The organism is Paenarthrobacter nitroguajacolicus (genome assembly GCF_007786235.1).
In the GTDB taxonomy this organism is placed as follows: domain Bacteria; phylum Actinomycetota; class Actinomycetes; order Actinomycetales; family Micrococcaceae; genus Arthrobacter; species Arthrobacter nitroguajacolicus_A.
The window spans coordinates 114,604-128,873 of the sequence record NZ_VNFK01000014.1 but is presented as its reverse complement, the minus strand read 5'-3'; the positions used below and the strand labels follow the sequence as shown (position 1 = coordinate 128,873).

The following is a 14,270-nucleotide window of genomic DNA, read 5'->3' as shown; positions in this document are numbered from 1 at the left end:
CGGTCCGGGGCGGGTGATCGGTCGGGGGTGCCGGTGCCGGTTCCATCGTGGGTTTCTGTCCCGCTGCCCGTGCCCGTGCCGGTGTCGGTGCCGGTGGTTTGGTGGCGGGGGTTGGTGGCGGTGTTCATGGCGGTGGCGAGGGTTTCGTATTGTTCGTCGGTGGCGAAGATTTCCAGGTGGTGGAGTCCGTGGCGGCGTCGGCGGCGGAGGAATGCGCCTTGGAGTTGGCGGAGGGTTTCTTCTGTGGGTTCGGGGCCGTCTTGGTCGATGAGGTCGGCCCAGCGTTTGGCGATTTTGGTGAGGAAGTCGGGGTCGGACTGTCGGGCGGTGGCGGTGAGGGCGTGTTCCATCCGGGTGAGGGTTTCGGGTTCGGTGAGGTGCCGGACTTTGTCCAGTGCGGTGCTGATGATGGTCGCGGACCGGGACGGTACTTGGGCCGTGGCGAGGGCTTCGGCGAGGATCTCCCGCCGGGCCGGGACGTGTTGGCCGGTCATTCCCGTCTGGGGCAGGACCTCCGCGGCGAGGGCAAGCCGTCGCCGGGCTTCCCCGATACCGATCCGCAATCGGGCCCGCAGGAACTCCGCGGCGTTCCGGTACCCATCATCCAAGAGACCGGCAGCGGAACTTTCAGCCTCCGCACCCAACGCCAAGGTGGCAGTCGGGTCGACTACACCCGCACCCGTGTCGGTCACACCCGGTTCAGTCGCACCCGGTTCAGTCCACCCGGTCCGCCACGCCGGCGCTGTAGCCGCCGACCCCCGCCGCGCCATCTGCGCCATCTGCGCTTCGGTCCGGGTCCGTTCCACCGCCTGCGCCGCGAGAACCTGCAGATACTCCAGGGCCCTGGACATATCCTCAACCCGGCCGGCGAAATCCGCCGCCTCTGCATGGTCGAAGAGGGGAGCCTCGGTGGCGACGGACAGTCGCGCCGAGTCCAGAAGGGCCCTGCCGTCCTCAAGGAGCGTCGCGAGATGCGATCCGGCAGCCCTGACGGGTCCGGGGCGGTGCATCTCAGCGTGCTGGCCTGGCTGAGCAGGCTCCGGGCCGTGGCTGCTCCTAACTTTCGTTCGAGGTTGAGGGATTGCTCCGGTTTTGTGGACCGAAACACTTGCCATCTCGGGGTTCGTTGATTTGGCCCCCAGGGCCCCTGAAGTCCGGGTGCAGGTTGCCTTGTCGTTGAGCAGCCCAGCACCGTGGAAGCGACTGAGGGCGGTGACGGGCGTCGTCGAATCCTTGAACCCAGCCCTGACGAAGTGCGGCTTGCTCGCCTTGGGTCGTGAACGGAGCGCGTCCAGGGCAGCCACAGCAGGGGACGAAGTCGCCCAAGTTGCCGTCAGCTGCCCCAAATCTTCCATGAACACATCATGTCAGCGGGGTCCGACATTATTGGAGGACTGCTCCAACCGTCCGAAAGTTCGAGAATCATGCTGAAGTCAGTGCCGCCAGAGCCATCTGTTCAAGGATGGGCCTGGCTGACTTCACGGCGATCTTCCTGCCGTGGTGCCGCACCGAGTGGGGTGTGGAGTTGATCAAGCCAAAGGCTGCGTGAGCCCGGACGCGCAGGCCGGCAATATCCGCGCCTTGGTGGAGGCGGGCCAGCACGCCCACCCAGGTTTCCACGTAGCCACGCTGGAGAGACCGGACCTCGGCTTGGTCGGCCTCGCTGAGGCTTCCAAAGTCGCGATCCTGGACGCGGATGACGTCGGGATTGCTCAGGGCGAAGTCCACGTGGAACTGAACCAGCCCTTTCAACGCGTCTGCAGGGTCGGCAGCTTCCGCGACCACGCTCTGGCCGCCGTTCAGCAGGTCCCGGCTGACACTGAGCAGAAGCTCGCCCAAGACCGCCTGCTTGCCAGGAAAGTGACGGTATACGGCGGGTCCGCTGACTCCTGCTGCCGCTCCGAGGTCCTCAAGTGATACACGGGTGAAGCCGTTTTCCGCGAAGAGGCCTGCAGCGGCGGAGAGCAACGCCATCCTGCGCAGTTCCTTGGCTTGGCCCCGCTGCGTTGCTGCGGTGCGGGTGCCGTCGATGCTCGTCTCGGGACCTCCGGTCACGTTTTCCTCCTTGGTGCCAGTCCAGGCGCAGCGTGCTGGCGGGATTCTGCCGTGCTGGACATCACAGTTAATAAAGACTAACCTAAATTTCAGTTACGTGGCACTAACCGAAATGGCCGTTGGCCGGGAATGGAACAGGGGTCGATGGAGACAATTGCCAGCCTTACGGGAGCCGCCGCCGGCACCTTCGAGGCCAACCAAGCAGCGCAACGGGCTTTGGTGGACGAACTGAAGGAGCGCTTGGCGACGGCGGCCCTGGGTGGCCCGGCCAAGTCCAGGGAGCGGCACATCGCCCGCGGGAAGCTCCTGCCGAGGGAACGCATCGACTACCTGCTGGACGACGGAAGCCCGTTCCTTGAGATCGCACCCCTGGCCGCCAACGGCATGTACAACGACGATTCACCGGGAGCCGGGGTGATCGCAGGTATCGGCCTGGTCCATGGCCGGCACGTCCTGGTGATCTCCAATGACGCTACGGTCAAAGGCGGTACCTACTATCCCATGACGGTGAAGAAGCACCTCCGGGCGCAGGAAATCGCCCTGGAGAACAAGCTTCCCTGCATCTATCTGGTGGATTCCGGTGGAGCGTTCCTGCCCAAGCAGGACGAGGTCTTCCCCGACAAGGAGCACTTTGGCCGCATCTTCTTCAACCAGGCAAGGATGTCCGCAGCCAAGATCCCGCAGATCGCGTCCGTCATGGGCTCCTGCACAGCCGGCGGCGCTTATGTGCCTGCGATGAGCGACGAGACAGTCATCGTCCGCAACCAAGGCACCATCTTCCTGGGCGGCCCTCCGCTGGTCAAAGCAGCCATCGGCGAGATCGTCACTGCCGAGGAACTGGGCGGCGGCGACGTTCACTCAAGGATCTCCGGGGTCACCGACCACCTGGCAGAGAACGACCAGCATGCGCTGGAGATCGTCCGGGACATCGTAGCGACGTTGCCGAGGCCGGCGCAGCCGGCCTGGGACGTGCTCGACGTCGTCCTGCCGCCAGTCGTCGATCCGTCAGAGATCTACGGCGTGGTTCCCACGGACGTGAATGCCCAGTACGACGTCCGCGAAGTCATCGCGAGGCTGGTGGATGGTTCCGAATTCCACGAGTTCAAGAAGAATTACGGCACCACGCTGGTGACCGGCTTCGCGCACCTACACGGGCACCCCGTGGGCATCGTGGCCAACAACGGCGTCCTCTTCAGCGAATCGTCCCTCAAAGGCGCCCACTTCATTGAACTCTGCGATCAGCGAGGCATCCCTTTGATCTTCCTCCAGAACCTCTCCGGGTTCATGGTGGGCAAAGACGTCGAACAAGGCGGCATTGCCAAGAACGGCGCCAAGATGGTCACCGCCGTAGCCACGGCCCGGGTGCCCAAGCTGACAGTGGTCATCGGTGGTTCCTTCGGTGCGGGCAACTACTCCATGTGTGGCCGGGCCTATTCGCCGCGGTTCCTGTGGATGTGGCCGGCCGCCCGGATCTCCGTGATGGGCGGAAACCAGGCCTCCAGCGTCCTCGCCACGGTCAAAAGGGACCAGTACGAGGCGGCCGGACAGGACTGGACCGCCGAGGACGAGGAAGCCTTCAAGGCTCCCATCAGGCAGCAATATGAGGACCAAGGAAGTCCGTACTACTCCACCGCCCGGCTATGGGACGACGGAATCATCGATCCCGCCGACACGCGCCGAGTCCTGGGCATGGCCCTTGACGTCGTCTCCCGCCAACAACTGCCCGAGACCTCCTTCGGCCTCTTCAGGATGTGACCATGACTCTGCCAACAACAGCCGCGGCCCCGCCCAGCGCGCCGCCCCGAACCTTCAGCGCCGTCCTCGTCGCCAACCGTGGCGAGATCGCCTGCCGCGTCATCCGGACACTGAAAGAAATGGGTATCCGCTCGGTTGCCGTGTACTCGGACGCGGACAAGGACGCCAAGCACGTGGCACTCGCAGATACCGCTGTCGCCATCGGCGGCACGGCACCCGCGGAAAGTTATCTGAAGATTGACGCCATCATCGACGCGTGCCGCCGCAGCGGGGCGGAGGCGGTGCACCCCGGATATGGTTTCCTGTCCGAGAACGTGGAGTTCGCCAAAGCGTTGGACGCTGCGGGTATCACGTTCATCGGACCCGGTATCGGTGCCATCGAAGTGATGGGTGACAAGATCCGCTCCAAGAACCACGTGATGGCCTACGACGTTCCCTGCGTTCCCGGCATCGCAAAGCCCGGACTCACTGACCAGGATCTCATTGAAGCAGCATCCGACGTCGGCTTCCCCCTCCTGATCAAGCCTTCGGCGGGCGGCGGCGGCAAAGGCATGCACGTGGTGGAACAGGCAGAGGATCTGGCCTCCACGCTCCTGACGGCGCGGCGCGTTGCAGCGTCCGCCTTCGGAGATGACACTCTCTTCCTGGAACGGCTCATCCGGGCTCCCCGGCACATCGAAGTGCAGGTCCTGGCCGACAACCACGGCAACGTCATCCACCTCGGCGAGCGTGAATGTTCCCTGCAACGCCGGCACCAAAAGGTCATCGAAGAAGCGCCCTCCGCCCTTTTCGAATCACTGGCGGACGGCGCTGCCCACAGGGAGCGGATCGGCGAGGCGGCCTGCAACGCAGCGCGTTCGGTCAACTACAGCGGCGCCGGAACCGTCGAATTCCTGGTGTCCGACGAACATCCGGATGAGTTCTTCTTCATGGAGATGAACACCCGGCTGCAGGTGGAGCACCCCGTCACGGAGCTGGTCACGGGAATCGACCTCGTTGAATGGCAGGTGAGGATCGCCGCCGGTGAGGTGCTCACCGTGGCGCAGTCCGACGTCGTACTTCAAGGCCATGCCGTGGAGGCGCGGGTGTACGCGGAGGTGCCCGAGCGGAACTTCATGCCGTCGATGGGCCGCATCGTGGCGCTCGCCGAGCATGGTGCTGCGGATGCAACAGTGTCCGGTCAGCAGCCGGACCACGCCAACGTGCGCATTGACTCCGCAATGCGGGACACCCTCCAGATCACGGGCGACTACGATCCCATGCTCGCCAAGGTCATCGCGTGGGGTGAGGGCAGGACAGCGGCACTGGACACCTTGGATGCTGCCTTGGGCCGCTACACGTTGCTGGGCGTGGACACGAACGTCGAGTACCTGCGCCTGCTGATCAACGACTCCGACGTCCGCGCCGGGCACCTCGATACCGGGCTGATTGAGCGCAAGCTGCCCTCCATGGAGTTCCGGCATGCTGGCCCCAGGGAACTGATCGCCGCCGCGCTGACGCTGTGGCTGGAACGACCGGGCTCGGCATTCGCCGGTGATGCGTGGAAGGTTCCCGACGCCTGGCGCGTTGGTGCCCGCGGCGCCTGGACTGCCACCTTTGGCCTTCCAGGCGCTGGAACGGCTACGGTGTCCGTCACCGAAAAGGACGGCTCCGTGACGGCAGCGGTCGACGGCGGTGGTCCGGTCAACGTCCGGGTGGCCGACCGCAGCGGCACCGGCCTCGTCTTGGAGTTCGACGGCGGACTGGTCACCTATGCGGTCGGCTCGGCGCCGGGTGCAGTCCGGGAGATTTCCGTGGGCAACGATGGCTGGTCCTGCCGGCTTGAGGTCCTGGACCGGGCCGAACGCCTGCGGAGGATGCTCTCAGGAATCCAACGCGAAGAGGGGGCCGCTGACCCCGAAGTGCGCTCGCCCATGCCGGGGACAGTGGTGTCCGTCTCCGTGTCCGACGGGGATTCTGTGGAGGAAGGGCAAGTCCTCCTGGCCGTCGAAGCCATGAAGATGGAGCACCAACTGGTGGCATCCGTCGCAGGAACCGTCCACCTCACCAGCAAGCCCGGCGATCTGGTCAAAGCAGACCAAATACTCGCCACTATCCACGTACACGTCGCCACTGAAGAGACGGCGAACACTGGCCAGAACACAGACAAGGAAGTCCATCCATGAGCACGTTTGAACTCACAGAGGAATACCAGGACCTCAGCGACTCCGTCCGGGAGTTCGCCGACGAGGTAGTTGCCCCCGTCTCCGCCAAGCACGACGAAGAGCACAGTTTTCCCTACGAAGTGGTCAAGCAGATGGGGGAGATGGGCCTGTTCGGCCTGCCCTTCCCTGAAGAGTTTGGCGGAATGGGCGGAGACTATTTCGCGCTCGCCTTGGCGTTGGAACAGCTGGGGCGCGTGGACCAGTCCGTAGCCATCACGCTGGAAGCCGGCGTATCGCTGGGGGCGATGCCGGTCTACCGCTTCGGCACCCAGGGGCAGAAGCAGGAGTGGCTGCCGCAACTGGCATCCGGCCGGTCCTTGGCCGGATTCGGACTGACGGAGCGTGAAGCCGGATCCGACGCCGGCGGCACCAAGACCAACGCCCACTTGGAAAACGGCGAGTGGGTCATCAACGGCAACAAGGAGTTCATCACCAACTCCGGCACCGACATCACCACCCTGGTCACCGTCACGGCAGTGACCGGCCAGAAGGAAAACGCCGACGGTACCACCAAGAAGGAAATCTCCACCATTCTGGTGCCCACTGACACGCCGGGTTTCACGGCGGAAAAGCCGTACAACAAGGTGGGATGGAACGCTTCCGACACCCACCCGTTGACCTTGGACAACGTCCGGGTTCCTGAAGCCAACCTGCTCGGGGAGCGCGGCCGTGGCTACGCCAACTTCCTCTCCATCCTGGATGAAGGCCGCATCGCGATCGCCGCGCTGGCTACCGGCGCTGCCCAGGGATGCGTGGACCTGTCCGTGAAGTACGCCAAGGAACGCAGCGCGTTCGGACAGAACATCGGCAAGTACCAGGCCATCCAGTTCAAGATCGCCCGCATGCAGGCCAGGGCCCACACGGCCCGCCTTGCGTACTACGACGCCGCTTCCAGGATGCTGGCGGGCAAGCCGTTCAAGACTGAAGCGGCCATCGCTAAGATGGTCGCAGGCGAGGCAGCCATGGACAACGCGCGGGACGCCACACAGGTGTTCGGCGGCTATGGCTTCATCAACGAATTCACGGTGGCACGCCATTACCGCGACTCCAAGATCCTTGAGATTGGCGAAGGCACCACCGAAGTCCAGTTGATGCTGATCGCCCGCGAGCTGGGTCTGTAACCGTACGTTGGGTCGGCAGTGGCAGGGAAGGATCAAGGATGATTGACAAGGTTGTTGCCAGCGCCGCGGAAGCGGTGAAGGACATCCCGGACGGAGCCTCGCTCGCAGTCGGAGGCTTCGGTTTATGCGGTATCCCCGTCTCCCTGATTGAAGCGCTCCACAGCCAAGGCACCGCCGACCTCGAGACGGTCAGTAACAACTGCGGGGTGGACGACTGGGGCCTGGGAATCCTCCTCAAGGACGGTCGCATCCGTCGAACCATCAGCTCGTATGTCGGCGAGAACAAGGAATTCGCACGGCAGTACCTTGCAGGGGAGTTGGAGGTTGTCCTGACCCCTCAGGGAACCTTGGCCGAGAAGCTGCGCGCCGGCGGTGCGGGCATTCCGGCGTTCTACACCAAGGCCGGTGTGGGAACCCAAGTATCCGAAGGTGGCCTGCCGCAGAAGTACGACGCCGACGGGAACGTTGCGCTGGCCTCGTCGCCCAAGGAGGTGCGCACCTTCAACGACGCCGACTACGTCCTGGAAGAGTCCCTGACACCGGACTTCGGACTGGTCCATGCATGGAAGGGTGACCGCCACGGGAACCTCGTCTTCCATGCGACGGCCATGAACTTCAATCCGCTCTGTGCCATGGCAGCCAGGGTGACCATTGCCGAGGTCGAGGAACTCGTGGAACCGGGCGAGCTGGACCCGGAGCACATCCACACGCCCGGCATCTTCGTCCAGCGCGTGGTAGTGGCAGCGTCCAATGAGAAACGGATCGAGAAGCGCACCGTGGCATTGTCAGCGTCGGACGGCAGCCAACAGGCAGGAGCTTAGCCATGGAATCGAACAACTTTCAGGACATCCCGCCCCGTCCGGAAGCCGTGCGGCACGAATACCGTCGTGCCGGCGTCGAACACCACGAAGCCAAAGGCTGGACCCGCAACGAACTGGCTGCCCGCGTTGCCAAGGAACTGGCCAACGGGCAGTACGTGAACCTCGGTATTGGCATGCCCACCCTGATTCCCAACTACATTCCTGCTGGCGTGGAGGTCATTCTCCACTCCGAGAACGGCATCCTGGGCGTGGGACCCTACCCGGCGGAGGACAAGGTGGATCCGGACCTCATCAACGCCGGCAAGGAAACCGTGACCACCAACGCGGGGGCTGCATTCTTCGATTCGGCGTCGTCCTTCGGAATGATCCGCGGCGGACACGTTGATGTGGCGGTCCTGGGAGCCATGGAAGTGGCCGCCAACGGTGACCTCGCCAACTGGATGATTCCCGGCAAGATGGTCAAGGGCATGGGAGGTGCCATGGACCTGGTGTTCGGTGCCAAGAAGGTCATCGTCATGATGGAACACGTGGACCGCAACGGCAGGCCGAAAATCGTCCAGGACTGCACGCTGCCGCTCACGGGCAAGGGCTGCGTGGACCGGATCATCACGGACCTGGCGGTGATCGATGTGGTCAAGGACGAAGGGGATCCGCGCTTGGTCCTCCGCGAGCTGGCCCCCAACGTCACCCTCGACGACGTCGTGGCAGCCACTGGCGCTGAATTGTTCGAAGAAGACCAGGAGCTCACTGTATGACACGGGTGGTTGAGCAGCGCGGGCTGTATTTCGATGAGCTTGAAGAAGGCGTCATCTACGCGCACAAGCCCGGACGCACGGTCACGGAGGCGGACAACGTCCTCTTCACCACCATGACCATGAACACGCAGGCGTTGCACCTCGACGCTGCATGGAGCTCCTCGCAGCCGTTCGGGCAGCGGCTCATGAACTCGATGTTCACGTTGTCCACCATGGTGGGGCAGTCCGTGACCCAATTGACGCAGGGGACCATTATCGCGCAGTTGGGGCTGACCGATGTTACCTTTCCGCACCCGCTGTATCACGGCGATACGCTGTACACGGAAACGGTGATCACCCAAAAACGGTTGTCGTCATCCCGTCCCGGACAGGGCGTCGTGACCATGCAGCACACCGGCCGCAACCAGGACGGATCAGTGGTGGCGTTGGCCACCCGTACCTGCCTGATGTGGACCAAGGAAGCGCACACTGCGCAGTCCTAGTTTTTCCGAACGTGTCAGCACCCCACCAGCAAGGAACCAGCATGCCCTCTCCCGACTCATCGTCCACCACAGCGGTTCCGCCGTTCACCATGGGTCCGGCCCTCCTGTTCTGCCCTGCCGACCGGCCTGAGCGCTTCGGAAAGGCTGCCGATCGGTCCGACGCCGTCATCCTTGACCTCGAAGACGCCGTAGCTCCTGCGGACAAGCCGGGCGCCCGCGACGCGATCGTCGAGCAATCCGGTGCCGGTGGACTGGAGCCAAGCCGCACCATCGTTCGCGTGAACCCTGTGGGAACGCCGGAGTTCGAGCTCGATCTCCAGGCCTTGGCGAAGACGCCCTACCGCACAGTCATGCTGGCCAAGGCGGAGAGCGCAGAGCAGCTCAGGTCTTTGGCTGATTATCAGGTCATTGCACTTTGCGAGACGGCGGCAGGGATTGTCAACGCCTCGCCCATCGCCGCCGAACCGAACGTCGTGGGGCTCATGTGGGGTGCCGAAGACCTGCTGGCGTCCTTGGGTGGCCTTTCCAGCAGGAACGACGACGGCGGGTACCGGGCTGTCGCGCTGCACTCCCGTTCCGCTGTGCTGCTTGCCGCGAAGGCCGCGGGCAAGGAGGCCATCGACTCCGTCTACGTGAACATCCCGGATCTCGAGGGGCTGGGTGTGGAGTCCCGGGACGCCGTTGCCAGTGGCTTCGGAGCGAAGGCCTGCATCCACCCGAACCAGGTGGCCGTGGTCCGGGAGGCTTATGCGCCTGCCCCCGAAGCTGTTGCCCAAGCCGAAGAACTCCTCGAAGCAGCGGCCGCCGCAGGCTCAGGCGTGTTCCAGTTCAAGGGAAAGATGATCGACGGCCCCATCCTCAAGCATGCCGAAGCGACGCTCCGCCGCTCGGGCCGCCCCGCGAGGTGACAGTAACCCCCGCCGAGGTGGCACTTAATGACAATCGCAGTGCTCCGGATTGTTATTAAGTGTCACCTCGGCGGAGGGTTTTCGAGGCGTCAGGCGCGTACCGGCGTCGAGAGTTCCGTCAGTTCCACCGTCGCCGGACGTGCGGCCGTGGAACGGATGGTCATCGCATGCCCGCTCTTGGCCGATGCCAGCACAGACTCCATGACATCCAAGGCATGGAACGCTAGTTGCCCGCCGGCGCGTGGTTCCAGGCCGGCCGGTGTCGCCGCGAGGTCTGCGATGCCAAAGCCCCGGCCTGAGTCCACGTAGCCTGCTGAGATGGGGAGTGTCTCCCAATCCTCGGCGCCAAGCGCGAAGAGCTGCACGTCGCCGTCGAAGTGGTTGGGGTCCGGGACGATGAGTGAACCCGTCTCGCCGTGAATCTCGATGTTGGGGCTCTTGGTTTTCACGGCGTCGAAGCTCATGAACAGCGTGGAGAGGGCTCCGGATGCATGGACCAGCACGCCGGTGACATGCGAGTCGATGTCCACCGGGACGTTCTGGCCCGCCCGCGGACCCGAACCAATGGTGCGTTCGCTGCGTGTATGGCTCGCAGCACCCACCACTGACACCACTGGCCCCAGCAGGGTGACCAGCGCCGAGACGTAGTAGGGGCCCATGTCCAGCAAGGGTCCGCCGCCAGGCTGGTAGTAGAAATCGGGGTTCGGGTGCCAACGCTCATGACCCGGCGTTGCCATGGTGGCAGTGGCCGAAACCGGCGCGCCGATCAAGCCGTCATCAATGGCTTTCCGTGCCGTCTGGATGCCTGTGCCCAGTACGGTGTCCGGTGCGCAGCCCACCACCACTCCGGCAGCTGAGGCTGCTTCCAGGACCTCCCGAGCTTCCGCGGTGGTGGCAGCCAGCGGCTTCTCACCGTAGACGGACTTGCCTGCTGCAATTGCCTTGAGCGCAATGTCCGCGTGGGCGGCGGGGATGGTCAGGTTCAGGACCAGCTCGACGTCGTCCGCGGCGAGGAGTTCGTCCACGGTCAGTGCGCGGACACCGTCGTACGAGTCTGCAACGGCCTGTGCCCGCGCCGGATCCAGATCGGCGACCGCGACCAGGTTGATGGAATCCAGCCTGCGGAAGTTGGTCAGGTACTGGGCGATAATGGCGCCACAGCCAATGACTCCGACGTTTAGCGGCTTGCCCACAGCATGCCCCTTTCGATGATGGTGCGTACGTTGCTGTCCTGGAGGATTTCCACGCGGTGCCCGGGGGTGCAGACAAAGATCCTGCCTTTGCCCCACTGACGGGTCCAGATGGCCGGCGAGGTGACCTCACGGTTCCAGGGGTCCCACTCACGGACCTTTTGGGTGGTGGTGGCCAGGACGTCGATGTAGTCGTCGGACAGGACCCAGTACTGTTCCGTAACGAGGTCGAAATCGCCGATTCCTTGGGTGATGGGGTGTTTGGCGGCTGCGGGCAGCATGTTCACGGTGTAGGGAACGTAGTTGTCCGACTGCTCGCCGATGCGCTCGCCGGCGTGCTTGCCCGGGTGGCAGGCGAACTGGCCGCCGATCAGGTGCAGGTAGTCCGAGTTATTCCGGTAGGAGTCGGCGATGCCACCGTGCCAACCAGCCAGGCCGGTGCCGTTTTCGACGGCGGTGCGGAGTCCCTCGAACTCGTCCTTCTCGATGGTGGTCATGGTCATGCACTGCACGATCAGGTCCACGCTGGCCATGTAGTCGGGATCGGCGTAGATCTTGGGTGACTCTTCGACGCGGACGTCGTAGCCGTTGTCCCGCAAATAGGGGAGAAAAAGCTCCGTGGCCTCGATTGGCTGGTGTCCATCCCAGCCGCCGCGGACCACCAACGCGGTCTTGTTATTGCTTGTCATGGTTTCCTTCGTATCGGGGCGTGTTCGTTGGAGTCAGGGTAGGGATTCAGCGTGTTGAGAAGGCCGCATCAAAGGCAGCGGCCGGAGGACGGATGGCAGCGAGTTCGCGGACCATCTTGAGCGCCTGGGGAGCGCCCACCAACCGGTCCATGCCGGCGTCCTCCCATTCGATGCTGGTTGGTCCTTCATAACCAACAGCGTTCAAGGTGCGGAAGATCGGCTCCCAGTTCACGTCACCGTGGCCTGCGGTGACGAAATCCCAACCGCGGCGGGGATCAGCCCAGGGCAGGTGGGAACCAAGACGGCCGTTTCGTCCATTGAGTTGCCGGACGGATTCCTTGACGTGGACATGGAAGATCTTGTCGGCAAAGTCCTGCAGGAACATCACCGGGTCCAGGTCCTGCCAGATGAAGTGGGACGGGTCGAAGTTCAAGCCAAAGCTCTCCCTGTGCCCAATCGCCTCCAGCGTCCGCTTGGCAGTCCAGTAGTCGTACGCGATCTCTGAAGGGTGGACTTCCAGTGCGAAGCGGACCCCGGCTTGATCGAACACGTCCAGGATGGGATTCCATCGATCGGCGAAGTCCTGGTAGCCGCGCTCAATCATGGCGTCCGAAGCCGGTGGGAACATGGCTACGCACTTCCAGATGGAAGACCCAGTGAAACCGGTGACGGTTTTGACTCCAAGCCTGGCCGCGGCGAGCGCAGTGGTCTTCATTGCTTCGGCGGCCCGCTGACGGACGCCCTCAGGCTCACCATCACCCCACACCGCAGGCGCGAGGATGTCCCGGTGGCGCTCATCAATGGGATCATCGCAGACTGCCTGCCCTGTGAGGTGGTTGGCGATGGCGTGGACTTTCAGCTGGTGCTTTTCCAGGATGTCCAGTTTGCCTTGAAGGTAAGCGTCATCTTCGACCACCCGCTGGGGATCCAGGTGGTCGCCCCAGCAGGCGATTTCCAGGCCGTCAAAGCCCCATTCGCCAGCGAGCCTTGCCACTTCCTCAAACGGCAGATCGGCCCACTGGCCGGTGAAGAGTGTGATGGGTCGGGTCATGATGATTCCTCGTCGACGTTCTGCCAGCGGCTGGCGTTGTCCGCGCTCGCCTCTACGGCGGCCAGTACTTTTTGCACCTGCAACGCGTCAGCGAACGACGGCGAGGGCTGCTCGCCCGCGCCGATGGCATTGACGAGGTCCACTACCTGATGCGTAAACCCGTGCTCGTAACCGAGCCCGTGGCCGGTTGGCCACCAGTTGGCGGTGTAAGGGTGGGACGGTTCGGTGACAATGATCTTGCGGAAGCCCGCGTCAGGTTCCAACGCGGAGTCATAGAACTGGAGCGAGTTCATATCCTCGAAATCGAAGGAGATGGAGCCCTTGGTGCCATTGAGTTCCAAGCGCATGGCGTTCTTGCGGCCCAAGGCGAAGCGGGTGGCTTCGAAGATGCCGATGGGGCCCGCAGGCGTCCCTCGGCCGGAGCCGGCGCCAGCGCCGTCGTCGTGCCTTGCCTCAAACCGTGCAGTGAACAGCGCGGCGTCGTCCACGGTCACTGGACCGCGGGGCCCATCGGAACCGCCATGGCCACCCAGTCCCACAAAGTCGCCGCCCACTGGGCGTTCCTTCACGAAGGTCTCCAGCAGCGCCGAGACGCCAGTGATGTTGAGGCCGGTGATCCATTGGGCAGCGTCGATGCTGTGTGCACCGATGTCGCCCAGTGACCCGGACCCGGACTTGGCTTTGTCCAGCCGCCAGGTCAGCGGGGCGTCGGCGTCACTGAGCCAGTCCTGCAGGTACTGGGCGCGGACGTGGCGAATGTCGCCCAAACGACCGTCGTCCACCATCCGTTTGGCGAGGGCCAGCGCGGGTGTGCGGCGGTAGCTGAAGCCGCACATGGACAACACGCCACGCTCGGCCGCAGCCTGGGCCACCGCCGTCATCTTCTCCGCTTCCTCCACGGAGTTGGCCAAAGGCTTTTCGCAGAGGACATGCTTGCCTGCTTCGAGGGCGGCGATAGCGATCTCGGCGTGGGTGTTGCCCGGCGTACAGATGTCGATGAGGTCGATGTCGTCCCGCTCGATCAGGCGGTGCCAGTCAGTTTCCACAGAGCTCCAGCCGTACTTGGCGGCGGCCGCCCGTACCCCGTCCTCGTTCCGGCCGGCCACGGCCGTCAGTTCCGGGGAGAGCGGGAGGTCGAAAAACCGCGGGGCAGTCCGCCAGGCGTGGGAGTGCGCGGCGCCCATGAAGGCGTAGCCCACCATGCCGACGCGGAGGGGTTTGGGTTCTGTCATTGGGAGA

Annotated in this window: 13 protein-coding genes; 7 read left to right on the top strand and 6 right to left on the bottom strand. The window is 64.0% G+C overall.

Annotation, left to right across the window (positions count from 1 at the left end):
- Together FQP90_RS16980 and FQP90_RS16975 are read right to left on the bottom strand one after the other, a co-directional pair.
- The coding region (locus tag FQP90_RS16980) for a DUF222 domain-containing protein (protein ID WP_244296815.1) at positions 1 to 1,010 on the bottom strand (1,010 nt) is incomplete at its 3' end.
- Between the two features lie 412 nt (positions 1,011 to 1,422).
- Positions 1,423 to 2,055, bottom strand: a complete 633-nt coding sequence (locus FQP90_RS16975; protein ID WP_144652243.1) for an SACE_7040 family transcriptional regulator — start codon at positions 2,053 to 2,055, stop codon at positions 1,423 to 1,425.
- A gap of 144 nt (positions 2,056 to 2,199) precedes the next feature.
- Between FQP90_RS16975 and FQP90_RS16970 the strand changes: the two genes are divergently transcribed.
- From FQP90_RS16970 to FQP90_RS16940, 7 genes are read left to right on the top strand one after another with little or no spacing between them, the layout of a single operon-like run.
- Positions 2,200 to 3,810 carry a carboxyl transferase domain-containing protein gene (locus tag FQP90_RS16970; protein ID WP_144652242.1) on the top strand — a complete coding sequence of 537 codons (1,611 nt, stop codon included), beginning with the start codon at positions 2,200 to 2,202 and terminating at the stop codon, positions 3,808 to 3,810.
- 2 nt (positions 3,811 to 3,812) lie between these two features.
- Positions 3,813 to 5,975, top strand: coding sequence for an acetyl/propionyl/methylcrotonyl-CoA carboxylase subunit alpha (locus FQP90_RS16965; protein ID WP_144652241.1), 2,163 nt, complete (start codon positions 3,813 to 3,815; stop codon positions 5,973 to 5,975).
- The gene (locus FQP90_RS16960) at positions 5,972 to 7,135 is read left to right on the top strand and encodes an acyl-CoA dehydrogenase family protein (protein WP_144652240.1); all 1,164 of its coding nucleotides are present in this window, start codon (positions 5,972 to 5,974) and stop codon (positions 7,133 to 7,135) included. The genes FQP90_RS16965 and FQP90_RS16960 overlap by 4 nt, the downstream gene beginning before the upstream one ends.
- A 38-nt stretch (positions 7,136 to 7,173) precedes the next feature.
- Complete coding sequence (locus FQP90_RS16955; RefSeq protein WP_144652239.1) at positions 7,174 to 7,956, top strand: CoA transferase subunit A; 783 nt, start codon at positions 7,174 to 7,176, stop codon at positions 7,954 to 7,956.
- A gap of 2 nt (positions 7,957 to 7,958) precedes the next feature.
- Complete coding sequence (locus FQP90_RS16950; RefSeq protein ID WP_144652238.1) at positions 7,959 to 8,711, top strand: CoA transferase subunit B; 753 nt, start codon at positions 7,959 to 7,961, stop codon at positions 8,709 to 8,711.
- Positions 8,708 to 9,193: a MaoC family dehydratase gene (locus FQP90_RS16945; RefSeq protein WP_144652237.1), complete on the top strand. Its 486-nt coding sequence runs from the start codon at positions 8,708 to 8,710 to the stop codon at positions 9,191 to 9,193. Before FQP90_RS16950 ends, FQP90_RS16945 begins: the two co-directional genes overlap by 4 nt.
- Before the next feature lie 41 nt (positions 9,194 to 9,234).
- Positions 9,235 to 10,101: an HpcH/HpaI aldolase/citrate lyase family protein gene (locus tag FQP90_RS16940; RefSeq protein WP_144652236.1), complete on the top strand. Its 867-nt coding sequence runs from the start codon at positions 9,235 to 9,237 to the stop codon at positions 10,099 to 10,101.
- A gap of 89 nt (positions 10,102 to 10,190) precedes the next feature.
- On the opposite strand, the gene FQP90_RS16935 is transcribed toward FQP90_RS16940, so the two are convergent.
- The 4 genes from FQP90_RS16935 to FQP90_RS16920 are packed head-to-tail and all read right to left on the bottom strand — an operon-like array spanning position 10,191 to position 14,263.
- Positions 10,191 to 11,294 (bottom strand): Gfo/Idh/MocA family protein, encoded by a 1,104-nt coding sequence (locus tag FQP90_RS16935; RefSeq protein WP_144652235.1) that lies wholly within the window; start codon positions 11,292 to 11,294, stop codon positions 10,191 to 10,193.
- Entirely contained in the window at positions 11,279 to 11,980 is a 702-nt protein-coding gene (locus FQP90_RS16930) for a ThuA domain-containing protein (RefSeq protein ID WP_144652234.1), read from the bottom strand. The genes FQP90_RS16935 and FQP90_RS16930 overlap by 16 nt, the downstream gene beginning before the upstream one ends.
- 46 nt (positions 11,981 to 12,026) lie before the next feature.
- Positions 12,027 to 13,031 carry a sugar phosphate isomerase/epimerase family protein gene (locus FQP90_RS16925; RefSeq protein ID WP_144652233.1) on the bottom strand — a complete coding sequence of 335 codons (1,005 nt, stop codon included), beginning with the start codon at positions 13,029 to 13,031 and terminating at the stop codon, positions 12,027 to 12,029.
- Positions 13,028 to 14,263 (bottom strand): Gfo/Idh/MocA family protein, encoded by a 1,236-nt coding sequence (locus FQP90_RS16920; protein WP_144652232.1) that lies wholly within the window; start codon positions 14,261 to 14,263, stop codon positions 13,028 to 13,030. Before FQP90_RS16920 ends, FQP90_RS16925 begins: the two co-directional genes overlap by 4 nt.
- Positions 14,264 to 14,270: the final 7 nt, after the last annotated feature.

Coding starts and splice junctions, on each gene's coding strand:
- FQP90_RS16955 (WP_144652239.1), top strand. CDS start 7,174: ATGATTGACAAGGTTGTTGCCAGCGCCGCGGAAGCGGTGAAGGACATC.
- FQP90_RS16930 (WP_144652234.1), bottom strand. CDS start 11,980: ATGACAAGCAATAACAAGACCGCGTTGGTGGTCCGCGGCGGCTGGGAT.
- FQP90_RS16940 (WP_144652236.1), top strand. CDS start 9,235: ATGCCCTCTCCCGACTCATCGTCCACCACAGCGGTTCCGCCGTTCACC.
- FQP90_RS16925 (WP_144652233.1), bottom strand. CDS start 13,031: ATGACCCGACCCATCACACTCTTCACCGGCCAGTGGGCCGATCTGCCG.
- FQP90_RS16945 (WP_144652237.1), top strand. CDS start 8,708: ATGACACGGGTGGTTGAGCAGCGCGGGCTGTATTTCGATGAGCTTGAA.
- FQP90_RS16950 (WP_144652238.1), top strand. CDS start 7,959: ATGGAATCGAACAACTTTCAGGACATCCCGCCCCGTCCGGAAGCCGTG.
- FQP90_RS16970 (WP_144652242.1), top strand. CDS start 2,200: ATGGAGACAATTGCCAGCCTTACGGGAGCCGCCGCCGGCACCTTCGAG.
- FQP90_RS16920 (WP_144652232.1), bottom strand. CDS start 14,263: ATGACAGAACCCAAACCCCTCCGCGTCGGCATGGTGGGCTACGCCTTC.
- FQP90_RS16965 (WP_144652241.1), top strand. CDS start 3,813: ATGACTCTGCCAACAACAGCCGCGGCCCCGCCCAGCGCGCCGCCCCGA.
- FQP90_RS16960 (WP_144652240.1), top strand. CDS start 5,972: ATGAGCACGTTTGAACTCACAGAGGAATACCAGGACCTCAGCGACTCC.